Genomic DNA, 22934 nt, shown 5'->3' on the forward strand with positions numbered 1-22934 from the left:
TCTATTTAAGCTTGCTTATTACTTTCATCACTTTAATCCTAGTTTCTTGCAGATTTCCACTATTATCAATGATAAAGTCTGCAAACTTACATTTTTCTTTTGTACTCATTTGATTATTTATTCTTATAGTTGCTTCTTCCATTGAAAAATTATCTCGTCTCATAACTCTCTCTAACTGTATTTCTTCGCTGGCAATAACAACTATTATCTTATCCATATAAGTATGAAGTTTACTTTCTATTAATGTAGGTGCATCAACTATGCACATTTCTTCTCCTATATCATTATATTTATTTATTTCACTAAATATATCATGAAAAATATGAGGCATTATTATATTTTCATATTGAGCTTTTTTATTTTTATCAGAAAATATTAGATTTCCCATTTTACGCCTTAGAAACTCACCATTTTCATCAAAATATTCATCACCAAAAACTCTTCTTACTTCTAATAAAATATTAGGATGATTCACAAGTACTTTTCTAGAAATTTTATCTGCATCAATAACCGGAATATTATTTTCCCTAAAAATCATACTTATGGTACTTTTTCCACAACCAATGCCCCCTGTTAAACCTACTCTTAATATATTATTTTGCTTCATACCAAGTGTCTCCTATAGAAATATCTACATCTAGGGGAACTTTAAGATCTAGTACATTCTCCATTTCCTTCTTAACTATATCCTTTACTAAGTCAAGTTCATCCTTATATACATTAAGTATAAGTTCATCATGAACTTGTAAAATTAATCTACTCCTAAGTTGTTTTAATTTAAGCTCATTAGCAACATTCACCATGGCAATCTTTATAATATCTGCTGCACTACCTTGAATAGGTGCATTCATAGCTAATCTTTTTCCTAAAGCTTTTACAATTTTATTAGAAGATTTTACTTCTGGAATATATCTTTTTCTATGAAGAAGTGTTGTTACATAAGAATTTTCTTCTGCTTCTTCAATTACTCTATCCATATACTTTTGTACATTCCCATATCTCTCAAGGTATGTATCAATATACTTTTTAGCCTCTCCTCGTGTTATCCCTAAATCTTGAGCCAAGCTGAAATCACCTATTCCGTAAACAATTCCAAAGTTAACAGCCTTTGCATTACTTCTCATTGTCTTAGTTACATTTTCAATTGGCACATTGAATACTTCTGATGCTGTAGAAGTATGGATATCTAAACTATTTCTAAAAGCTTTTATCATATTTTCATCTTCAGAAATATGCGCAAGAACTCTAAGTTCAATTTGTGAATAATCCGCCGACAAAATTACTGAATCTTCATTGTGTGGTATGAAAACTTTTCTTATTGATCTTCCATTCTCATTTTTGATTGGTATATTCTGAAGGTTAGGTTCTGTACTAGATAATCTGCCAGTAGTAGTTACAGTTTGAGTAAAGTTGGAATGTATCCTTCCATCTTCATCTATTACATTTTTAAGTCCCTCTATATAGGTAGAGTATAGTTTTGTAATTTGTCTAAAATATAAAATTTTATTTATTATCTCATGTTTATCCTTTAAAGCATCGAGTACTTCCGCATTGGTGGAATAACCTGTTTTAGTTTTCTTTATTACTGGTAGGTCTAGTTTTTCAAATAATATTTTTCCAAGCTGCTTAGGAGAATTTATATTAAATTCTTCCCCTGCCAAATGGTATACCTCTTTTGTAAGAGTATCAATCTCTCCACTAAATTTAGTTCCTAGATTCTCCAATTCTTTTCTATTGATATTAAACCCTTCATATTCCATATATGATATAACCTTAGTAAGCGGTTGTTCTACTTTAAACAGTAGTTCTTCCATATCTTCTTTTTCAATTTCCTCTTTTAGGATTGTATATATTTTCTCAAGAGCTACAATTTCATTGGCTTTAAGGGAGTCTTCATCTCCGTCAAATGTCTTTCCTAGCCTTTCTTCGTAAAGTGTTTTTATGGAATACTCTGATTTTGATGAATCTAATAAGTAAGCTGCTATTTCCACATCAAAATTTACTAGGTCTAAATCAATACCAAGCTTTAAAAAAGCAGTATATCCATATTTAATACCATGGGTAATTTTTTCAAGGCTAGAATTATGAAAAATTATCTTCATTGCATTTATAAAGCCTTTTCTATCTTCTTCTAGCAATTTATCACAATAAAGTAGATACACCTGACCTTCTGACAATATTCCTATGGTCTTTACCATAATTTTGGCAAAATTACTTGTATCCTCCACATATAACTTTACAAAAACCCTATTTTTTATATTAGGTATAACATCATTCAAATCTTTAATTTCATTTATAACTTTATAATCAACAACTTCTAATCTTTGATTTTCAGGAGTTTCAGAACTATCTTGTGAAAGATTTTCAAATTTATTAAGAAGAGATTTAAATTGTAATTTTAGACACATATCTCTAACTTCACAATTGTTAAAGTTTCCTTTAGTTCTTAACTGCTCCATAGGTATTTCTACAGGAACTTTAGTAATAATTGTAGCTAACTTTTTACTAAAAATTGCTTGTTCACTATACTCTTGAAGAGACTCTTTGAGTTTTTTACCACTGATATTAGATATATTCATCAAAACATCTTCTATGCTACCATATTCCTTAATTAACTTAAATGCAGTCTTCTCACCTATCCCCGGAACTCCTGGAATATTATCTGATTTATCTCCCATTAGGCCCTTCACATCTATATATTGAGTAGGTGTTACCCCAAAATCTTCAATAAATCTTTCTTTATTATATATCTCTTTTTCTGTAATTCCTTTTTTATTTATAACTACATTAACGTTATCTGTAGCTAGTTGAAGAGCATCTTTATCTCCTGTTACCACATAAACTTCCATACCTTCTTCTTCTGCTAAAACAGATATAGTACCTATTAAATCATCTGCCTCATATCCCTCTAACTCAAATACGCTTATTCCCATCTTGGATAATATTTCTCTTATTATAGGAAATTGCATGGAAAGCTCTGGAGGTGTTTTCTTCCTTCCTGCTTTATAATCTTCATATTCCTTATGTCTAAATGTATTAGAAGATTTATCAAAGGCAGCTACAATATAATCTGGATTTATATCTTCTTTAATTTTAAGAAGCATATTTAAAAACCCATATACTCCATTAGTATAAACGCCTTCTTTTGTTGTAAGTTCTGGTATAGCATAAAATGCTCTATATAGTAAGCTATTTCCATCTAAAACAGCTAAGCTTTCTCTATTAATTTTAATCACATCCATTCAAATTATTTAATCACTTTTATTGAATTCCTTCATTTTTTCTTATTATCCCCTATATTATTCTTTACTTTTTTGAGCCTAAAGTCAAGTAAATAAACAGGATTCTTTTGATAAATGATTATATCATTACTTCATGTTATTAACAATAAAACTTGTAATTTTTAAATATAAGTTTTCATTCATCTTCATTATAAGTATAATATAGATTTTATTTAATAAAATCTAATTTAATAAACCTTCTAAGATATAGATTAAATCTATATCTTAGAAGGTTTATTAAATGCAAAAATATATTTCTAAATACAACTAAGTATTTATATAAACAAATAAATAATAACTAATCAAAAAATTGCTGGTAAATAATTCTTAACTTTAAATCTTGATATCTTCATCATATTTAAGGCTAATTCAATAATTAAAAGTGAACCAGCACAAGTCATTTCTGCAATAGATGTATTTTTACCCTTACATTGTTTTTCAACTTCTAAAATATACTTAAATCTAATTCATGGGATAATTTTTCTAGAATCTTGATTCCACCTATGCTATTTCCCTGAGCATCAAGAGCAGGACCTACAACTCCGATTCCCATCCTTCTAGGTACTGCAGCCATTATTCCTCCACCAACTCCACTCTTTGCTGGAATTCCTATATGTACAGCAAACTTTCCAGATGCATCATACATGCCACAAGTAACCATTATGGTTTTAACTATTCTGCATGCCTCTCTGGATATAACTCTTTCATTATTTATAAGAACTCCATCATTGGCAAGCATAGCTCCTATCCTAGCTATATCTTTGCAAGTTATCTCCATAGAACAAGCTTTAAAGTAGACATCTAAAATTTCCTCTACATCTCCTTCTATTATACCATTACCCTTCATGTAATAAGCTAATGCTCTGTTTCTATTTCCTGTTTTCTTTTCACTCTCATACACATTGTAATTTATACCTATCTCATCATTTCCAGTTATTTTTCTAGTAAAGTTAAGTATTCTATTTATTTTTTCATCAGCTGTTTCTCCATTAATTAAAGACACTGTTGCAATTGCTCCTGCGTTTATCATAGGATTCAATGGTTGTTTTTGTTCATGAGTTTCCAAGTTAGTTATAGAATTAAATCCTGATTCTGTAGGCTCCATTCCCACTTTAGTGAAAACGTATTCTGTACCATTATCTAGGATTGCTAACATTAGGGTTATTACTTTAGACATACTTTGTATTGTGAATTTAATATCCCAATCACCTGCAAAATATTCTTCACCACCTAAATTGGTAACCCAAATACCTAGAGCTTCTGGATTAGCTTTTGCAAGTTCTGGTATATATGAAGCCACTTCACCTTTACTTGTCCATTTTCTACAATCTTCAATTATATTTTCCAAGATCCTCTTCATTATCATGTCTCCCCTCTGATTTAATTACTTACAGTTTTATTATATTAATCAAGTAACTATTTTTCAATACTTAAGTATTAACTTCTACACCATCCTTATCTAAGATAAAAATACTATTGTAATCCTTAGGATATTGTGGTAAAATACTAAATGTACTAGCCGGTGTGATGGAATTGGCAGACGTGCGGGACTCAAAATCCCGTGGTGGCAACACCGTACCGGTTCGACCCCGGTCACCGGCACCAGTAAAAAACCTCTTGATTAATCAAGAGGTTTTTTTATATTATAAACTTATTTTAGCAAATGATATCATGAAATATTTAAACTGAAATATAATAATAATATAAAGTACTATTATTGGGAGTATCTATGATTAATTCAAGAGATTGTAGTTTATATTACGATGAAAATGTATCTAATTTTCTTGTTCAATATAAAAATAAAGATGAGTTTAAAAAACAAATAGATAAAATATCCTATGCTTGTGGTGATGTAATTACAGATAATCTAGCTGTAGTAGCAGTATCCCATTTAGAAATGAATAGATTGTTAAAAGAAGTTCCCCAAATTATTTTTTTCGATTTTAGAAAAATGTTTGTATTAGGTGAAACTTCAAAATCTACTTCTCCTCCTTCTGTGGGTAACATAAATTCCATATTAATAAATCCTTATCTGAACTTAACTGGCAGAGGAGTTCTAATAGGTGTTGTAGATACAGGTATAGATTATCTTAATCAAGAATTCATTAGAGAAGATGATACCTCAAGAATAATTAGCCTATGGGATCAAACTATCTCAAACAATAGTTCTAGCACCTATATGGGTACTACTTATTCTAATGATCAAATTAATGCAGCAATTAAAGCTTATAGAAACAACGAAGACCCTTATACTATTGTACCATCTAAAGATACTATTGGACATGGTACACAGGTTGCAGGTATTATAGGTGCCAGAGGTAATAACTCTGACATAAGAGGTATAGCTAATGACAGTGACTTTGTAATCGTAAAGCTCTTTGAATCTACTAATTTTAGAAAAGCCCTATTAGAAAATGGTGTAGAGTATACCCCAGTATATAATGCCAGTGAAATCGTATCTGGAATCGAATATTTAAAAAATGTTGCTGTTGAACTTAAAAGACCTATGGTCATATATTTAGGTATAGGTTCTACAGAAAGTAGCCACGATGGAAATAGCTTGATTTCTAGATATGTGTCCTCTATAGGTACTATTAGAGGAATATGTATCGTTGCTGGCGTCGGAAATGAAGGAGCTGCTCAAACCCATGCTACTGGTTATATTAAAAATAAAACTGACCCCTCATCCCTAGAGCTTAGAATAACAAAAGAAATGAAATTTTTCACATTTAACATATGGGTTAAAAAGCCAAACAGAGCTTCTTTGGTCATAGTATCTCCTACTGGTGAAAGCTCTAGCCTATTAAAATCTAAAGATGTTAATGAACAGAATACTAAATTTGTATTTCTAAACACTAGATCAAGAGTACTATATTTTAATCCTGAACATTTTACTGGCCATGAAGTTATACATGTAGAATTTTATGACATAAAACCTGGCATATGGACCTTTAGGCTAATAGGAGAATATTTAATTGATGGACGATATGATATTTGGCTACAGCCTCATAGTACTTTACCTAGTGGTACCGAATTTCTTCAACCTAACCCATTAAATACACTAACCGAACCATCAACAGCTGTTAATACTGTTACTGTTTCTTATTATGGTGAAAATAATGCTTTAATTTCCACTTCTGGAAGAGGTTTTAATACCAACAACCTAATCAATCCTGATATAGCTACTTTAGGCACAAATATTTTAACAACAAAAGTTACTGGTGGCACTACCACCATGTCTGGTAGTTCTGCTGCAACTGCTATAGTTGCAGGAGCCTGTGCAATATTATTAGAATGGGGAATTATTAATGGTAATGATCAAACTATGTATTCTCAAAAAATTAGAAGCTATCTAATGCATGGTGCAGCTAGGAGCAGTTATTACCGTTTTCCTAATCAGGAATTAGGATATGGATATTTAGACCTATTAGGTGTTTTTAACTTTATAAGTAGATCCTATTCTACAAATATATCTCTTAACAGAGCGAACACTTGCGATGAATATAATAAAAGTGATGATTATATTGTATATACTACTAATAATATGTTTATAAGAATTCCAAAATGTATTGTAGGTGATTTTATATGAAGCGACATTTAGATGTTCCAGATAACATTTTTCATGATATAAATTACGATCATTATATTGTTCAGTATCAAGGAAATATTCAACAAGACATCACTCAAGAGCCGAGTCACTATTTAACTATAATTAATGATAGGTATGCAATCATATCTCTGCCTAACAACGTAGAAATATCTGTTGGTGACCCTGAATACCCATCCATTGTATATGTAAAACCAGTTGAAATGTATACCCTTCAACAGATTACCCCTACTGAGGCCTCTCAAGTAGGTTTCTTACAGTTGGATCTCCCCTTAACCTTAAATGGCAGTGGTGTAAATATAGCAATTCTTGATACAGGTATAGATTACTTAAGCGAAGAATTTATGAGGGATAATGGAGAAACTAGAATAGAATGTATTTGGGATCAAACAATACCTTCTAATGGCAAAACTTTAGATTACTTTATTCCATACGGTACTGTATATGAAAAAGATGATATTCAATCTGCTATACAAGCAGCTAGAGAAGGGAAATCCCCCTATGATATAGTACCAACCATAGATGAAATTGGTCATGGTACAAATATGGCTGGGATAATTGGAGCCACTGGTAAAAATCCTCAGTTAAAGGGTGTAGTCCCAAATTGCGATTTTGTAATTGTAAAACTAATCGAAGATTATTCCTATAAATCACAATTTAATGTTAAAGTTCCCCTTTATAATATAACTACTATTTTTGCAGCCCTAGAATTTTTATATAGATATTCTTTAACTTCATCTAAACCAATGGTCATCCTTTTTCCTCTTGGTACAAATTTAGGTAACCATTATGGAACTGGAATCTTAGAGCAGTATATAGAGTCTTTAAGCCAAAATAGTGGACTTGTAGTTGTTGTTCCAACTGGGAATCAAAGAGATAAAGGATGCCATGCTTCTGGAATATTATCCGAACCTGGAGAACTTCATATAGTAGAAGTTGATGTATCTCCAGAGCAAAATAGTTTATGGATGGATATTTGGGTAGATTCACCTAACATCATGTCAGTAGAAATTATATCTCCCTCTGGTGAAAGCACTGGTGTTATTGGGGCCGTAATTAATAGTACAGAATATTATGATTATATATTCGAAAAGACTTCAGTTAAGGTTAATTACTATTTACCTGAAGATATTACTGGTGATGAATTAATTCGAATTAGATTTTATGACATACAATCTGGCATATGGAAACTTAGATTGATTACAAATACTGTATTAAAAGGTAACTTTAATGCTTGGATTCCAGAAGAAGGCTTAACTGTTGGTGGTACTCACTTTAGCCATGCAGATCCCTTTGGAACATCTACTAATCCAAGCAATTCCCCTTATGTAATCTCTGTTGCAGCTTATAATCAAAATAATAATTATCTTCTAAACTACTCCGGTGCAGGTTTTAACGACCTTAAATTTAATTACGTTGATATAGCAGCTGGTGGTGTAAATGCTATAGCCGTAGCTCCTAACAACGAAATTGCAACAGTTAATGGCACCTGTGTAGCTGCTTCTGTTGTTGCTGGTGCTTGTGCCATGTTATTTGAATGGGGATTTACTAGACTTAATGATCCCTACATGTATTCTCAAAGTATAAAAACCTATATTGCAAGAGGCGCTGTACAACGTCTTGGTGATATATATCCTAATCCTCAATGGGGCTATGGATTATTAAATATACTTCAAATGTTTCAAAATATGATTTAACTATACTGGTAAAACCCTAATCATAAAACATACTATGATTAGGGTTTTGTAACTTTTCTTCTTTAAAACTCTTTTTTAACACATACTCACTTTAACATTTTTACCCATATCACTAAGTATCTTTTCTAATTCTCTTATTATTCCTAATTTTATAGTATAGCTAATATGACTGTTGGAATCATCATGAACAGGATTTATTGCATTCCCTATAAAAAAATTTATATCAGTTGATTCTTCAAATAAAATTTTGGCTATCATAGAAGCTCCGTCTATTTTATTCCTTAAATCTAAGGATATATTTGATGTAATACTATATTGTTTGGCAATTTTTAAAACTTTTTCCAAAGTTATAACTCCTTCTGTAACTAAATCTACTCCTTCAATACACGCAGTTGACGGTATTTCCTCATTGCATGTATTATTGTTTATTACAATAGGTTTATTTAAATATCTACTTGCTATCTTAGCCGTAGTTCCTCCACAAATTATCTTCTTACCTTTTCTTGAAAAAAAAAAGTTTTAATACCTTATTATCATCTTCTTTATGCTCTGGTGGACCTATCATAAGATTTACTACTTTTCTCTCACAAATTTTAAACACAGCAACGGTTATATCATCATCTGGGGAATTTAAATATAAATCCATAGATGCATTTGCTATGGTTGCTGCCATCCTTTGTGGTGACATTTCTGGAGTGTACCATCTCTGAACGTATTCTATAACACTTTCTCTTCTCCACCCATTTTTTGTAGTTCTTCCGAGACCAGCACTTGTAACTCCATCAGTTAAAAGTATTATCATATCTCCTATATAAAGCTTAATATTGCTTTCATATATTTCTTTTTCATATATAACTTTGCACATTGAATCATATACAACGTTTTTCCCTTCTCTAATTAAAATTACCGACGGATTATCAAATTGTGCTAAATATGCATCACCTCGTTGATAAATTTGAAGTATAGTAAAAGTTGAATATGCCATATTTCTAACCTTGCAAACTGGTAAGCTTTTAGCTATTGTATATACGCTTTCCTCTATAGACATATTACTAGCCATCATGGTGCCTAATATCTTTGATGTTAAAGTTGCTAGTATATTAGCCTTAATACCACTTCCCAACCCATCTGACAATACAAATGTGGTCTTATCTTTACCTTTTATTGTAGTATAAAAATCTCCAGAGATAGATTCACCATGTTTGTTAAAGCTTGCAAATCCGCTTTCCAAAAACAAATTAGTCATAATCCTCTTCCTCCATAAGTATTGCTTCTTTAAGGTCTGTAAGTGCTACTTGAGTTTCAGCGGCTGTTTCTCCAAGTAATGATGCAATCTCATGTACAATACACATATGCTTTTCAACAATTTTATCAGTTATCTCTGCTCTAAGTGTCTTTTCTTTAATCAATTTCTCTCTTTTTAGTTTTAGTTTAGTTATATCCTTCATTATACAAATAACAATTCCGCTATTTTTATCATATATAAAATTCTGTTTAACAAACTTACCGTATTCAGGTAAGTAAACATTTTCATTTGCTACATTCTCTTCTTTGCTAATTACCTTTATAAAATCAAATTCATCTAAAATTCTAGATACTGAAAAACCAATAATATCTCTGGAATTTTGAATTTCAAATATATCACAAGCTGATTTATTAATCTGTTGAACTTTTAAATTAGTATCTACAGTAAGAATAGCATTAGGTGTAACACTTATAATCTTATCAGAAAAAGATTCTGCTTTTTCCTTCATATAGGGTAAACACATACTTATTTCTGCTTTTCCTAAAATTACTGCTATTGCTTTTTCTCTACAAGTTGAATACCCACAAGTTCCACAGTTCAATTCATCCTCAATACTGTTTTTCCCCATTTTTCTTAATATACTGCTAATCTCCCTATCACTAGGAGATTGAACAACTACTTGTTCATCTGTAATTCTTCTACTTGTATCAATACTATATTTCAAATCAAAATCAGTAGGATTACATTCATTCAATGCTATACTTTCTACCTTATTCATTGAAGATATGCGTAAGGCTTTGTTATGAGATGATGCTGGTCCATTTATACAACTACCACTACACGCACTCATTTCAATAAAACAATTATCTAGATTATTATTAATTATTTCTTTTAGGGTTTCTATGCAACTATCTAGACCATCAATAGCAATATATCTATACTCAGAACTTTTATTCATTGTATTCAAAATTCCTCCAGTTATGGGGAATAATCTTGAAACATAAGTGTTTTTATCTATGTTTATATTATCTTCAAATTTTAATCCTTCTTCATTTATCCAAATATCTAATTCTTCAAAAGTAATGGTTATATCATTGTATTCTTCTCCACTTCCACATTCTTCTTTTTTAGATATGCATGGACCAATAAACACAACAATAGCATCCTTTATATTACTTTTCAATAACTTACTATGAGCTTGCACTGGTGAAATTACAGGTGCTAAATACTTTATCGCTTCTGGATAATGCTTCTGAACTAATTTAACAACCGTAGGACAACATGAAGATATAATTATATTTTTCCAATGATTTTTAATCAAATTTTCATATTCACTTTTGACTATGTATGCTCCTTCCGCCGTTTCAAAAGCATTACTAAATCCAAGCTTTCTTAGCACATTAGCAAATTGTGAAAACTGAGTAACGTTGTAATTTGAAATATAAGAAGGCGCTATACTAGCAATGACCTGTTTCCCCTCCCTGATCAAATTCTTTATAGTTAATACATCATTACGAACTTCTTTGGCATTCTGAGGGCAAACAACCATACAATTACCACATAAAATACAATCTCTTTCAATAATCTGAGCTTGATGATTTTTTACCTCTATAGCTTTAACAGGACAATTTCTAATGCATTTATAACAGTTCTTACAATTAGCTTTTTTAAATTTCAGTATACCCATGGAAAATCTATCCCCTATCATAAAATAAATAATGTAAACTATTTAACAATATCAATTTGATAAAGTTTTAACAACTCAATTGTATAGCCGAATAGTATAATTGTCAATTCTAACTAAGACTCAAATTCCAAGTGCTAAAATATATTCTATAATTTTATTTTCTTAGTGTATATATGTATAAAGTATATTGTTTTCCATAAAAAAAGATATGCTTAACATATCTTTTTGATTAAATTAACACTATTATATCCACATATTATTTGTAAGTTTTTCAATTTCTTTCTTAAGTTTTTCCGTCTCTTTATTATTAATAATATATTTATCATTAACTAAATCCATACAATCTCCCTCTTTAACGCCCTTTGGTAAATACATAATTGGTATATTTACCATTTCCATATCTTCCTTTTCACATACAGCGTACTCTTCTTCAAACCTATCTATAATTATCATAACCTTCCTCCTTTTATACTATTATTAATAATAAACATAATTTTTATAATTAAATGGTAAATATTTACAATACAAATATTGCATTTTTATTTATACATATTATACCTAGTATTTTTTCTTATTAGTAGTAATAATTACACCTTAACTTTCATAATTTATAAGGAATAGAGGGGTTGATATTTTGAAAAAGAAATTTTTAATTTTATTTATTATTATAATAACAATAACCACTGGCTGTACAAAGGTAAATTCATCACTAAATAAAGAAAAAACATATCTTGATTATTATACTCAAGAACTAGTAACCAATCTTAATAAATCAGAGCCAACACGTATTTCTGTATTTTATAAAGAATTTTTTAAAGAATTTGATTTTCCTTCTACAGAATCTAAAGATATTGTTAGTTTTTTAAATTCCTTAGATGAAAGCTATTTCATAAAAAAACCTAATGATTTACCTGAATCTTATAAATATAAAGTATATATTGAATTCCCAAATAAAAAATATGGCATAACTATATTTAACGAAAAATATATATCTATCTATGATTGGGATGGTAAATATGAAGTTGATTACTTAAATATTACTGAAGTGCCAATTTCCTATAACTTATATGGCATTTGTAAGTACTTTACAGAAGAATAGTTAGCAATAAATGAAAATATAAAAGGCAGAAGAATATTTCTTCTACCTTATATATTTTATCCGATGACTACCAGCTCTAATTAAATTAGATATCTAATAAAAATGCCTCATAAGCTCTGCAAGTTTCATATATGTCTGCTTTACTTGCAATTTCCCATGGCGCGTGCATATTGTGTAGAGCTACACCTGAATCTATAACTTCCATTCCATATTCAGCAAGAATGTATGCTATAGTACCACCGCCACCTTGGTCAACTTTTCCAAGTTCTGATGTTTGCCAATAAACATTATGCTTATCCATTACTCTTCTTAATTGAGCAATAAATTCTGGATTTGCATCATTACATCCACCTTTTCCTCTTGCTCCAGTATATTTATTGAATACCACACCCTTACCGAAGAATGCGTTATTTTGCTTTTCACTTACTGATGGATAATTTGGATCAAACGCTGCACTTACGTCTGAAGAAAGCATTTTAGAATTTGCAAGTGCTCTTCTAACTTTAAGTTCACTATAATCTTCAACAAGGTTTACAAGTTCTGCTACAGTGTTTTCAAAGAATCTTGACTGCATTCCTGTAGCACCTTGACTTCCAACCTCTTCTTTATCTACTAGTAATGTGATACAAGTTTTATCTGTATTCTTAATTTTCATCATTGCTTCAAAAGAAGTATATGCACATATTCTATCGTCATGACCATAGGCCATAACCATTGAGCTATCTAAACCATAACTTCTAGCTCTTCCTGCTGGAACAACCTCTAGCTCTGCTGATACAAAGTCTTCCTCTATAATTCCGTATTTTTCATTAAGAAGTCTTAATATGTTAAGTTTAACTCTATTTTTAGCTTCTTTATCTTCTACTGGTATAGATCCAACACATACATTTAGACTTTCGCCTTCGATTCCTTTAGCTAATGTCTTAGCCATTTGATCTGCAGATAAGTGAACTAATAAATCTGATATTCCTACTACTGGCTCCCTATCATCTTCACCTATAACTATGTTTACTACACTTCCATCTTTTTTAATCACAACACCATGAATTGCTAGAGGTATAGTAACCCACTGATATTTTTTAATTCCTCCATAGTAATGAGTTTTAAGCATTGCAAAATCTGAATCTTCATATAATGGATTTTGCTTTAGATCAAGTCTTGGTGAGTCAACATGTGCTCCTAATATTTTAAAACCTTTTTCTATAGGTTCTGTTCCTATTAAGAATAATGCAAGAGTTTTTCCCATGCAATTTGCATAAACTTTATCTCCAGCTTTAAGCTTTCTTCCTTCAGCTATGCACTGATTTATATCTAAATATCCATCTTTTTCTGCCATTTCTATGAATTCAGTAACACATTCTCTTTCAGTTTTACACTTTGACATAAAATCTATATATCTATCTGATAATTCGAATGCCTTATCAAGGTCTTCCTTTCCGTATTTATCCCAGACCAATTCATATTTCTTTTCTAATTTTTTTAAATCTTCCACTAAAATCCCTCCCAATAAAATCATAGTCATATAATTATACTTTTATATTAACTCAACTCAAATTGATTTACAATTCAAATTTGTGAAAATTTCAAATGTATACTATATTTAAATTTATTACAGTAAACTTTATAAGTAAGTGCCTAATACAACTTAAAATTTTTATAAAATTATTCTTTAAATTATATTTTTTGCACTAAAACTCTTAAGGATTTTGACTATCCATGATTCTCTTTTCAATTGTTTCTACCGCAGTACAATTTGATGTGGCATTATATCTAAAATTAGCTGCTGCAGCTTCGATTATAACTGCTATGTTACGCCCTGGCTTTAAAGGTAATACTATTTTCTCTACCTCAACCCCTAGTATCTCCATATACTCTTTATCTACTCCAAGTCTTTCATATTTATCATTTACGTCCCAGTTAACTAAAGAAATAACTAAGTTGATATTTTTTTGAGAAACTATACAGCTACTACCATAAATTGCTGATAAATCAATAATCCCCATACCTCTAACTTCAAGCATTCCTGTAGTTATATAAGGACAAGAACCATATAACTTTCCATCTATTTCTTTAATATCTACTGCATCATCAGCTCCAAGCCTATGACCTCTTTTAATAAGCTCCAATGCTGCTTCACTTTTTCCTATTCCACTTTCTCCTATAATCAATATGCCAATTCCATACACATCTACTAAAACACCATGGAGCCTAGTTTCTGGAGCTAACTCTGAGTCTAAAAAATTACTAACCCTATTAATGAATTTTGTAGTCTTATCAATACTTCTGAGAACAGTAACATTTTTATTTCTTGCTTCTTCTAAAAATTCATCATGTACTTTTAATCCACTTGTAATTATTACTCCAGGTATTGGGAAAGAAAAGTATTTTTTTATTCTACGTATCCTTACTTCTGGATCAAGACACTTTAGATAACTCCACTCAGTTTTACCTACAACTTGAATTCTCTTATTATCGAAATAATCATAGAAACCAGCAAATTGTAATCCAGGCCTATTTATCTCACTTACCACAATATTAGATTCTAAATCTCCTTCTACTAAAACCTCTAAATTATAGTTGTTAACTAAATCTAAAACTTGTACTCCCATCTTACGCCTCCCCTACCTCATATCTTGCATTTATAATTATTGTTTACTTAAATTCTATTTTACTAATTATTATGTTTTGGGTCTACAGGTTTATATCCACTAATCTGAGCCTTAAAATTTCTTTTAACATTATCTATATACCTTCTTCTCAAAACTTGCTGTCTATTTTTTTCAGCTTCTGTTAAACCAGATTCTTGGCTCTTTTTATATAAAAAGTTTATTTCCTCAATAACTTCTTCTATTTTCATATTATCAATATTTATATATTCTTTATTCATTTTTCCTCCTAATAGTCTATTATACGATTATATAGTAACTTCCCCCAAATAATTACTATGATGTGAATTATAGTATTGTTTATAGGTATTTTTTTAATTATTTTAAATTTCTGTTTGTTGCATGTCGCAAAGTGTATTATTATATTTACTTCGATATCCGAGAAATGGCTTTAAGTCATCTTCATATATTTACTTATAAGTTTTTTATGATATATTTATCGCTTTTATGGTGATTTTTGTAAAACTTAATATGAATTTGACTATTAATAATCATTAACATTATGCTATATCTCTGTTAAAATAAAAATATAAAGTTTAAGGATGTGATGGTATGTTATTAAAATTTAAATTCCTAAATCAAAAAATTAAATCTTTTAAACTACTACTACATGTACTGCTTAGATTTAAGAGACCTACAGATAATATTGTTGTAATATGCTCTCAACATTTAGATGAATATATCGTAGAATATCAAAAGATGAGTAATAATTCTAATAATGATAAAAAACATAAGAAATTAGCCTAATGCACTTCCACATTTATCATGTTTTGACATCTTAAAATATCATCATAATGTTTATTAATATAATTATAATTTATGTCTGTATTGTCTATATATAGTTTAAATGAAATATCACAGTTAAGGGTATTAAAAAAATATTTACCTATAGTTTCCATAGGGTTAAACATATTATTCCATGAACTGCCCCCATTAAATATAAATATACCCTGTTTTCGTTCTTTTGTATTTTGTTTAAAAATAAACTTTTTACTCCAGAGCACTTGACACCTATCTATCAATGATTTTAATGGTGATGGAAACATACCAAAATACATAGGAGATGCTAAAATGATTATATCACATTCTTGTATATGTTTATAAATATCAGTCATAGAATCTTTAATTGAGCACTCCCCTAATACTTTACTACAATATTTACAATCAATACATGGATTAATATTCATATCATAACAATTAATATGCTTTATTTCCACGTTGGGATTAATACCTTCCAAAATTGAATCTACTATTTTATTTGTGTGACCTTCTTTATTGGGAGAACCATTTATTATAATTATTTTTTTCATAATTAATTATAACTCCATAATTAATTCATCAATATCTACAGGTAAAACTTCTCTATAAAATGCAACTAAAAAATTCATTGAGCCATAATCCTCTTCTGAAAGCTCATAAGACAACATTTCATAATCTAAATCATACTCCTCTGAAATTTCATCTACTATGTCATTAATATTATCTATTGCAGTATCATTTAAATAAGGTAGAAAATACTCTTCATACCATTGTTCTCCTTCTCTTTTTTCTTCACAATCTTCATTGGCAAATTCTCTAGCTCCTTCAATTTCTAACTCGTCAAATTCGTAAGAAAATTTAATTATGAAGCAGTGATCATGCTTTTTTATTTCTGTAATATTTTCTAAAGCATTATCCTCTAAAATCTCTATAATCTCTTGTTTATTCATAGTATAGTACTCCTTTATTTTTATTTATTATATTTCTACTACATTTACTTAATTTCTGCATTTCTAAGTCTCTATATGCAAGATTTCTTTAATTCACTAAATTTATAAATTAATATTTGTTTATGTATTTCTTTATATTATATACTTTCACTTATTACATAATAAAGCTTAAATTTTACCTTTATTATATAATAATCTAAATTTTAGTATAAATCTATATTAAAGTTTTTAAATAGCCTATTTAAAGTTATTTATAATAACTTTAAATTCACAAAATAAATAAGAACTGTTAAAAGGTTATATTTATAAATAACCTTTTAACAGTTCCATCTATTTTCACATTACCAATAAATAACTTTTATTCTTTACCTTCCACTAATTCATACATTTCATCAGCTTTTTCCATATAAAGAATTCCTTCTAAATGATCCATCTCATGACAAAAAACTCTTGCCATAAAATCTTCTACTTCATACTTTATAAGTTTACCATTTTCATTTAATGCTTCAACTATCATTTTTGTAGGTCTTTCAACCAATCCTTCATATCCCACATAGCTAAGACATCCCTCATAATCCCTAGCTGTTTCTTTAGATACTTTAATAGCTTTAGGATTAATCAGTATTAAAGGCGAAGAATTATCAGGCGTTAAGTCAATTAATATAACTCTTTTATTTACAGCAATTTGTGGAGCTGCAAGTCCAATACCTTCAACCGTTGATAATGTATCCTTTAAATCTTGAATTAAATCTCTTATTTCTTCATTTATCTCAACTACAGTATCACTAACCCTTTTTAAATGTTCATCTCCATATTGAACTATCTTCTTTACTGCCATCTTAAGTTACCCCTTTCATATTCTTTCATAAGTATATTAAAACATATTTTTATATATTTTTCATCCTATGTTTTTAGTATCTTACTAAAATACTAAGAAAAATAACCTACATAATAGCATATTAAAATTATCAAAGAAATACATCCCCTTAGTATATGATGTTTTAAATTCAGCTTATTAAATAATTTATATCCATGAATTACTGCAGCTACATGTATTGATATCAATCCTAACAAAAGTATGTATAACATATTACTTCCACTTTTAAACTGTGTAATAGAAGCAAGTAAAATAGCTATACTTCCTGTAATCATCAATAAGTTAGGGAAAATACTTTCTCTACTTTCTTTGATGGCCATAGCACAAGCAAACATAGATAATCCACCATAGATTATTATTAAAATTAAGGATATAAGTTTAAAAGTCATAGCCATATTACTCCTCCTATTCTGAATTTTTTCATTTATAATTCATACAATTATTTTAGATGTTCTTCAAACCAATTTGTTATTTCTGTAATTCTTCTTATTCTATGCTTTGGTTTTCCACTTCTGCTAAGCTCATGGTTTTCTCCTCTAAACATGCAAAGTCTAGCTTCAACTCCATGATATTTCAAAGCTGTGAACATCTGTATACCTTCAGCTAACCAACATCTATAGTCTTCTTCTGAATGTATAAATAAAGTTGGTGTCTTAACTTTATCTGCATATTTAAGCGGTGAATGATACCATAATTTATCCTCATCGCTCCATGGAGTTCCACCATTTTGATCATCTACAAAATAGAACCCTATATCTGTAGTGCAAAACTTAGAAATCCAGTTAGATATACTTCTTTGAGATGCTGCAGCTTTAAATCTATCAGTATGACCAATTATCCAGTTAGTCATAAATCCTCCATAAGATCCACCAGTTACCCCTACATTGTTTACATCAATATTTTTATACCTCTCTAAAACTATATCTGTAAAAGTCATTATATCATGGTAATCAATAGTTCCATATTTCCCTCTAATGTCTGCATAAGCTCTCCCATGACCATCACTCCCCCTTGGGTTACAAAAGAATACAAAGTACCCCATATTAGCCCAAAGTTGCATCTCATGATAAAAAACTTCACCATATACAGTTTTAGGTCCACCATGAATATCTAAAATAGCAGGATATTTTTTATTTTCTTCAAAGTCTACAGGTTTTAATACCCATCCTTCTATTACAACACCTGGTTCTGTTTCAACCTCAACTCTTTCTGGTTTCGAGATTTTTAATTCATCATGAATCCACTGATTAAATTTTGAAATTTCACACTCACTACCATCTTTTAAAGAATATATTTCTTGTAATTTTTGATTTCTAAGGCCTATAAATAATATATTACCATTCTTAACATCAAAACAATCTATAGACCCTTTATTAAAACTTATTTTTTCTATATTTCCATCTATATTGATTCTATTTATATAAGAACTATCTATTTCTGTAGTTATAAAATATAAGTATTTACTATCTCTTACAATAGATTTTCCTCCTCCATATCTACAATCTGAACCTACAGAGTTCCATGTACTTTTATCAAAATCTGGAGTTAATAAGGTTTTAATCTTAGTATTTATATCTATTAGGTAGAATCTACCATCCTCATTAATTCCATATTCTTGCATATCACTTCCAAGTACTATTAATTTCTCTTCATCCATGAAATTTACATAGCTATAAGAAAATTTTTCTTCTCCGTTAATTAAAGAAAGCTCATCTAATTTAATATTATAAATATATAGCTCATCATTAATTGCTGCCTTATCTTTATAGGAGCTTGCAGCAAATACTACCTTACTTTTATCTTCACTTAATTCTAATGACATAACCGAAGTATACTCATCAGTTATTAAGTTTATCTCCTCTGTACTTACTACGTATTTATATAATCCACTTCTCTTTTTATTAGTGAATCCACCACCATTGCTCCAAAATGGAATCTCATCTAAAACTTCATAGTCCTTCTCTTCTTTTCTAGACTTTAATTCCTCAACTTTTTCAGCGTCAGAAAGTCCAATTAAACTTTTTCTCCCAACTTTATGAATCCCTGTAAAAAGGAATGTATCTTCATCCACCTCAACTATAGTTTCAACCAACATAGGGATTTTAAAAGCCTTAACAGCTTCTCCACCACGGATACTTAACTTGTAGAATTGAGTAAATTCATCACCATCTTCAAGTTTTTTTTTATCCTTACTATCCCTTACTCCTTGAAATAATATAGTCTCATTATCTTGGAGCCATATATAACTTCTTTCTTTATTAAAAGCAGTCAATTGATGATACTTATTCAAAGTTAAATCATAAAGCCACAAATTAGAATCATATGTGTTATCCTCTAAATTACAATTAGACACTACAAAACAAGCAGTATCTCCCTTTGGTGAAAAGTTTAGAGATGATAAAAAATTATATTTTGTAAAATCTTCTAGTTGAATGTTTTTCATGACGCTCCCCTCCAATTACATATTAAAATAATTATACCATATTTTAACTTCATTGTAATTATTATAATATGACTTATTGACATACTTCACTATTTTTTTCTTAAGCTAAACCAATTAATCATTGTACAGCTTTACTCCTTGCAGAACAATAAAACAAATATCTTTTTTAAATTTCTCTTACTTGATTTATATAGAATTCCATTATCAAAATTTTATAATACATATCACAAAAACATATGTACGTAACCCTATAATTAATATATAATGTATTTAACTACTGAGCAGATATTATAGCTTTAATAATTAGTAGTAAAACAGAAGATGACAGGTGAAAAAATGACAAAACAAACACATGAATCTGGTGGATTTTTAGTTGGAGTTATAACTATTTACCCAATGATCCTAAAGAACTTAAACAATTACTTATTAATTTATCAGTTACTATTGATAATTTTATATTTTCGTGCAGTAAATATTGGAGCACTATTTCCTGATATAGATCTTAAAAGTTCTTATATAAGCAAAAGATATCCATTAATTTCAAAATCCTTAGGTAAAAAATTTAAACACAGAGGTTTTACCCATAGTTTACTGTGTTTAATAGTATTATATATAGTTTATATTTTTTTTATTTACATAAGCAACTGGAATGTGGTAATAGAAATATTATGCTATGGTTTTTGGTTTGGGTATGCATCACATATATTTCTAGATTTATTTACTCACCAAGGGGTAGAATTATTATTTCCACTAAAAATTAATATTAATTTCCTTAATCTTAAAACTAATTCAATAGGTGAAAAAATCTTTAATAAAATATTAAAGATTTTATATTTACTACCATTATCATATTATATTTATAAAATTTATATTTATTTTCTACTATAACCTACTATGATTAAAGCTTGTATTATAATCTACTACATTCATAATTGCAGTAGCTATAGTACAAGCTTTAATATAATATTAAATATTTTCTACCATATCTTTTGAACCTTTTTCTGAAGGCTTTAGTTGAGAAATTATTATAGCTATAAATATAAGTATACATCCAACTAAGCCTCTAGCACCAATTCTTTCTCCTAAGAACATAGCACCTCCTAATGCACCAAATACAGATTCCATGCTAAGAAGTATAGCTGCATGTGACGGTTTTGCATTTTTTTGTGCTACTACTTGAAGAGTATAGGCAACTCCTACAGATAAAAGCCCACCATATAATATTGATACCATAGCTCCCGAAATCCCTACCATATTAATATCTTCAAATATAATAGCCATTACTAAACTTAAAATTGAACATGTAGCAAATTGTACACTTGATAACTTTAATGGATCTATTTTTTTAGTAAAGTTGTCAATTAATAAAATATGTACAGCCCATCCTACAGATCCTATTAGTACTAATAAATCACCATTTGATATAGAAAAATCTTCATTAATGCTTAATAGGTATAATCCAATAATTGCTATAACTATTCCTATCCAAGTACTTTTATTAACCTTTTGCTTTAAAAATAATCCTAATATAGGAACTATAACCATATAGAGTCCAGTAATAAAACCAGCCTTTCCAGCAGTTGTACCCATAACTCCCATTTGCTGAAGACTTGTTGCTATAAACAAGGCACAACCCGCAATTATCCCGGCTTTAACTGTAAGCTTTAAAGAATCTCTATCATTATTTTGGGTTTCCTCATTTTCTCTCTTTTTCTTATTTAAAAATAAAATTAACGGTATTAATGAAATACTTCCAAGGGCAAACCTAATACCATTATATGTAAAAGCCCCTACATGTTCTGCACCTACCTTTTGAGCTACAAATGCTAACCCCCATATTGCAGCTGTAAGTAGAAGTAAAATATTTGCCTTTAGTTGAGTCTTAGTCATAATAATCCCCTTTCAATTTAAACCTTTTTCATTATGAGAAAATTTATTTCTAATAATGAATAATCTATATGTTTTTTAACATATACTTATCATATTCTACAAATTTTTCATTATTCCTCTTTTAAATAAAATTTTATTAGTACTACAATTTTATTACTTAAATATGTGTTATTATTATATATTTAAGTGTATAATTACTATAAATAAACTTATGTGTGAATAATAACTATAGTAAGGAGGCGTTTAAATGAAATTTATAAAGAAGAATGGAAATGTTGTTTCCTTTGAACCATCAAAAATTAAAACTAGTGTTGAAAATGCTGGCTCTGATGTAGATATTCAACTTAACTCTAAAGAACTAGAACTAATTGTTTCAGATGTAGAGTCAATCTTAATATCTTTATCTAGAGAAATAACTACTGGTTATGAAGTAAGAAGTATTGTAGTAGAAGCATTAATTAAATATGGATATAAAAGCATAGCTAAGTCATATATGCTAAATATACTTTAATCCTAAATCAGTTATAAAAAGCACAGTAGTTAATTAAAATGTACCCTAAGTCAAGGACATTTTATAAAAAGACCCTAAGATAAAAGATGATTTCTGTATTGAACAGGAGTCATCTTTTTTAAGTTCCATTGGCATCTATACTTATTATGATAATCTATGTAATCCTCAATTTCACATAATAGATCTTCAAAGGTTTCACAATTTTTTAGATTTGTTTCATC

Annotated in this window: 24 protein-coding genes and 1 tRNA gene; 7 read left to right on the forward strand and 18 right to left on the reverse strand. The window is 29.2% G+C overall.

Annotated features, from left to right (window positions below; genetic code table 11):
* Position 1: 1 nt before the first annotated feature.
* From coaE to glsA, 4 genes are all read right to left on the reverse strand, one after another.
* Positions 2–607, reverse strand: coding sequence for a dephospho-CoA kinase (gene coaE / locus IO99_RS11900; protein ID WP_084178163.1), 606 nt, complete (start codon positions 605–607; stop codon positions 2–4).
* Positions 594–3227 (reverse strand): DNA polymerase I, encoded by a 2634-nt coding sequence (polA, locus tag IO99_RS11905; RefSeq protein WP_035133740.1) that lies wholly within the window; start codon positions 3225–3227, stop codon positions 594–596. The genes coaE and polA overlap by 14 nt, the downstream gene beginning before the upstream one ends.
* 356 nt (positions 3228–3583) lie before the next feature.
* A complete protein-coding gene (locus IO99_RS19835; RefSeq protein ID WP_423219426.1) occupies positions 3584–3748 on the reverse strand; it encodes a DUF554 family protein in 165 nt (54 codons plus the stop codon).
* Positions 3727–4641, reverse strand: a complete 915-nt coding sequence (gene glsA, locus IO99_RS11910) for a glutaminase A (RefSeq protein WP_035133689.1) — start codon at positions 4639–4641, stop codon at positions 3727–3729. Before glsA ends, IO99_RS19835 begins: the two co-directional genes overlap by 22 nt.
* A gap of 158 nt (positions 4642–4799) precedes the next feature.
* Here glsA and IO99_RS11915 point away from each other — a divergent pair.
* From IO99_RS11915 to IO99_RS11925, 3 genes are all read left to right on the forward strand, one after another.
* A tRNA-Leu gene (locus IO99_RS11915) sits at positions 4800–4886 on the forward strand.
* Between the two features lie 124 nt (positions 4887–5010).
* Positions 5011–6870, forward strand: coding sequence for a S8 family peptidase (locus IO99_RS11920; RefSeq protein ID WP_035133691.1), 1860 nt, complete (start codon positions 5011–5013; stop codon positions 6868–6870).
* On the forward strand, positions 6867–8585 hold the full coding sequence (locus IO99_RS11925) for a S8 family peptidase (RefSeq protein ID WP_035133693.1): 1719 nt from the start codon (positions 6867–6869) through the stop codon (positions 8583–8585). Before IO99_RS11920 ends, IO99_RS11925 begins: the two co-directional genes overlap by 4 nt.
* Before the next feature lie 75 nt (positions 8586–8660).
* Here IO99_RS11925 and IO99_RS18445 read toward each other — a convergent pair whose 3' ends face one another.
* The 4 genes from IO99_RS18445 to IO99_RS11940 all read right to left on the reverse strand — a co-directional run bounded on the left by IO99_RS18445 (position 8661) and on the right by IO99_RS11940 (position 11971).
* Positions 8661–8930 carry a hypothetical protein gene (locus IO99_RS18445; RefSeq protein ID WP_051824072.1) on the reverse strand — a complete coding sequence of 90 codons (270 nt, stop codon included), beginning with the start codon at positions 8928–8930 and terminating at the stop codon, positions 8661–8663.
* Positions 8931–9078: 148 nt separating this feature from the next.
* Positions 9079–9831, reverse strand: a complete 753-nt coding sequence (locus IO99_RS18450; RefSeq protein WP_051824073.1) for a SpoIIE family protein phosphatase — start codon at positions 9829–9831, stop codon at positions 9079–9081.
* Positions 9824–11518 carry a [Fe-Fe] hydrogenase large subunit C-terminal domain-containing protein gene (locus IO99_RS11935; RefSeq protein WP_035133695.1) on the reverse strand — a complete coding sequence of 565 codons (1695 nt, stop codon included), beginning with the start codon at positions 11516–11518 and terminating at the stop codon, positions 9824–9826. Before IO99_RS11935 ends, IO99_RS18450 begins: the two co-directional genes overlap by 8 nt.
* Before the next feature lie 243 nt (positions 11519–11761).
* Complete coding sequence (locus IO99_RS11940; RefSeq protein WP_035133698.1) at positions 11762–11971, reverse strand: DUF3006 domain-containing protein; 210 nt, start codon at positions 11969–11971, stop codon at positions 11762–11764.
* A 181-nt stretch (positions 11972–12152) separates the two neighbouring features.
* Between IO99_RS11940 and IO99_RS18455 the strand changes: the two genes are divergently transcribed.
* Entirely contained in the window at positions 12153–12617 is a 465-nt protein-coding gene (locus IO99_RS18455) for a DUF4883 family protein (RefSeq protein WP_051824074.1), read from the forward strand.
* 85 nt (positions 12618–12702) lie between these two features.
* On the opposite strand, the gene IO99_RS11950 is transcribed toward IO99_RS18455, so the two are convergent.
* From IO99_RS11950 to IO99_RS11960, 3 genes are all read right to left on the reverse strand, one after another.
* Complete coding sequence (locus IO99_RS11950; RefSeq protein ID WP_035133699.1) at positions 12703–14109, reverse strand: aminopeptidase; 1407 nt, start codon at positions 14107–14109, stop codon at positions 12703–12705.
* A gap of 205 nt (positions 14110–14314) precedes the next feature.
* Positions 14315–15226: an HPr(Ser) kinase/phosphatase gene (gene hprK, locus IO99_RS11955; protein WP_035133701.1), complete on the reverse strand. Its 912-nt coding sequence runs from the start codon at positions 15224–15226 to the stop codon at positions 14315–14317.
* A 62-nt stretch (positions 15227–15288) separates the two neighbouring features.
* Positions 15289–15489 carry a DUF896 domain-containing protein gene (locus tag IO99_RS11960; protein ID WP_035133744.1) on the reverse strand — a complete coding sequence of 67 codons (201 nt, stop codon included), beginning with the start codon at positions 15487–15489 and terminating at the stop codon, positions 15289–15291.
* Between the two features lie 346 nt (positions 15490–15835).
* Here IO99_RS11960 and IO99_RS11965 point away from each other — a divergent pair, with 346 nt between their 5' ends.
* Entirely contained in the window at positions 15836–16030 is a 195-nt protein-coding gene (locus IO99_RS11965; RefSeq protein WP_035133703.1) for an aspartyl-phosphate phosphatase Spo0E family protein, read from the forward strand.
* On the opposite strand, the gene IO99_RS11970 is transcribed toward IO99_RS11965, so the two are convergent.
* The 5 genes from IO99_RS11970 to IO99_RS11990 all read right to left on the reverse strand — a co-directional run bounded on the left by IO99_RS11970 (position 16027) and on the right by IO99_RS11990 (position 20312).
* Positions 16027–16593, reverse strand: coding sequence for a flavodoxin family protein (locus IO99_RS11970; RefSeq protein WP_035133705.1), 567 nt, complete (start codon positions 16591–16593; stop codon positions 16027–16029). The two genes, IO99_RS11965 and IO99_RS11970, sit on opposite strands and share 4 nt — an antisense overlap.
* A 6-nt stretch (positions 16594–16599) precedes the next feature.
* Positions 16600–16992, reverse strand: coding sequence for a hypothetical protein (locus tag IO99_RS11975; protein ID WP_035133707.1), 393 nt, complete (start codon positions 16990–16992; stop codon positions 16600–16602).
* Positions 16993–17350: 358 nt separating this feature from the next.
* A complete protein-coding gene (gene def / locus IO99_RS11980) occupies positions 17351–17830 on the reverse strand; it encodes a peptide deformylase (protein WP_035133709.1) in 480 nt (159 codons plus the stop codon).
* Between the two features lie 92 nt (positions 17831–17922).
* Entirely contained in the window at positions 17923–18264 is a 342-nt protein-coding gene (locus IO99_RS11985) for a hypothetical protein (protein WP_035133711.1), read from the reverse strand.
* Positions 18265–18308: 44 nt separating this feature from the next.
* Complete coding sequence (locus IO99_RS11990) at positions 18309–20312, reverse strand: S9 family peptidase (protein WP_035133713.1); 2004 nt, start codon at positions 20310–20312, stop codon at positions 18309–18311.
* 336 nt (positions 20313–20648) lie between these two features.
* Here IO99_RS11990 and IO99_RS19840 point away from each other — a divergent pair, with 336 nt between their 5' ends.
* The gene (locus IO99_RS19840; protein ID WP_035133716.1) at positions 20649–21200 is read left to right on the forward strand and encodes a metal-dependent hydrolase; all 552 of its coding nucleotides are present in this window, start codon (positions 20649–20651) and stop codon (positions 21198–21200) included.
* Between the two features lie 78 nt (positions 21201–21278).
* On the opposite strand, the gene IO99_RS12000 is transcribed toward IO99_RS19840, so the two are convergent.
* Positions 21279–22202 carry a DMT family transporter gene (locus IO99_RS12000; protein ID WP_035133718.1) on the reverse strand — a complete coding sequence of 308 codons (924 nt, stop codon included), beginning with the start codon at positions 22200–22202 and terminating at the stop codon, positions 21279–21281.
* Between the two features lie 247 nt (positions 22203–22449).
* Between IO99_RS12000 and IO99_RS12005 the strand changes: the two genes are divergently transcribed.
* Positions 22450–22713: an ATP cone domain-containing protein gene (locus IO99_RS12005; protein ID WP_035133720.1), complete on the forward strand. Its 264-nt coding sequence runs from the start codon at positions 22450–22452 to the stop codon at positions 22711–22713.
* Positions 22714–22787: 74 nt separating this feature from the next.
* On the opposite strand, the gene IO99_RS18745 is transcribed toward IO99_RS12005, so the two are convergent.
* A partial coding sequence (locus IO99_RS18745) for an IS3 family transposase (RefSeq protein ID WP_156964345.1) occupies positions 22788–22934 on the reverse strand: 147 nt, incomplete at its 5' end.

It is taken from the genome of Clostridium sulfidigenes (assembly GCF_000732635.1).
Lineage (GTDB): Bacteria > Bacillota > Clostridia > Clostridiales > Clostridiaceae > Clostridium_J > Clostridium_J sulfidigenes.

Excerpts from the sequence above, each read along its gene's own strand:
- coaE (WP_084178163.1), bottom strand. The coding sequence starts at position 607 with ATGAAGCAAAATAATATATTAAGAGTAGGTTTAACAGGGGGCATTGGT.
- glsA (WP_035133689.1), bottom strand. The coding sequence starts at position 4,641 with ATGAAGAGGATCTTGGAAAATATAATTGAAGATTGTAGAAAATGGACA.
- IO99_RS11920 (WP_035133691.1), top strand. The coding sequence starts at position 5,011 with ATGATTAATTCAAGAGATTGTAGTTTATATTACGATGAAAATGTATCT.
- IO99_RS11925 (WP_035133693.1), top strand. The coding sequence starts at position 6,867 with ATGAAGCGACATTTAGATGTTCCAGATAACATTTTTCATGATATAAAT.
- IO99_RS18450 (WP_051824073.1), bottom strand. The coding sequence starts at position 9,831 with ATGACTAATTTGTTTTTGGAAAGCGGATTTGCAAGCTTTAACAAACAT.
- IO99_RS11935 (WP_035133695.1), bottom strand. The coding sequence starts at position 11,518 with ATGGGTATACTGAAATTTAAAAAAGCTAATTGTAAGAACTGTTATAAA.
- IO99_RS11940 (WP_035133698.1), bottom strand. The coding sequence starts at position 11,971 with ATGATAATTATAGATAGGTTTGAAGAAGAGTACGCTGTATGTGAAAAG.
- hprK (WP_035133701.1), bottom strand. The coding sequence starts at position 15,226 with ATGGGAGTACAAGTTTTAGATTTAGTTAACAACTATAATTTAGAGGTT.
- IO99_RS11965 (WP_035133703.1), top strand. The coding sequence starts at position 15,836 with ATGTTATTAAAATTTAAATTCCTAAATCAAAAAATTAAATCTTTTAAA.
- IO99_RS11970 (WP_035133705.1), bottom strand. The coding sequence starts at position 16,593 with ATGAAAAAAATAATTATAATAAATGGTTCTCCCAATAAAGAAGGTCAC.
- IO99_RS11975 (WP_035133707.1), bottom strand. The coding sequence starts at position 16,992 with ATGAATAAACAAGAGATTATAGAGATTTTAGAGGATAATGCTTTAGAA.
- def (WP_035133709.1), bottom strand. The coding sequence starts at position 17,830 with ATGGCAGTAAAGAAGATAGTTCAATATGGAGATGAACATTTAAAAAGG.
- IO99_RS11985 (WP_035133711.1), bottom strand. The coding sequence starts at position 18,264 with ATGGCTATGACTTTTAAACTTATATCCTTAATTTTAATAATAATCTAT.
- IO99_RS11990 (WP_035133713.1), bottom strand. The coding sequence starts at position 20,312 with ATGAAAAACATTCAACTAGAAGATTTTACAAAATATAATTTTTTATCA.
- IO99_RS19840 (WP_035133716.1), top strand. The coding sequence starts at position 20,649 with ATGACAAAACAAACACATGAATCTGGTGGATTTTTAGTTGGAGTTATA.
- IO99_RS12000 (WP_035133718.1), bottom strand. The coding sequence starts at position 22,202 with ATGACTAAGACTCAACTAAAGGCAAATATTTTACTTCTACTTACAGCT.
- IO99_RS12005 (WP_035133720.1), top strand. The coding sequence starts at position 22,450 with ATGAAATTTATAAAGAAGAATGGAAATGTTGTTTCCTTTGAACCATCA.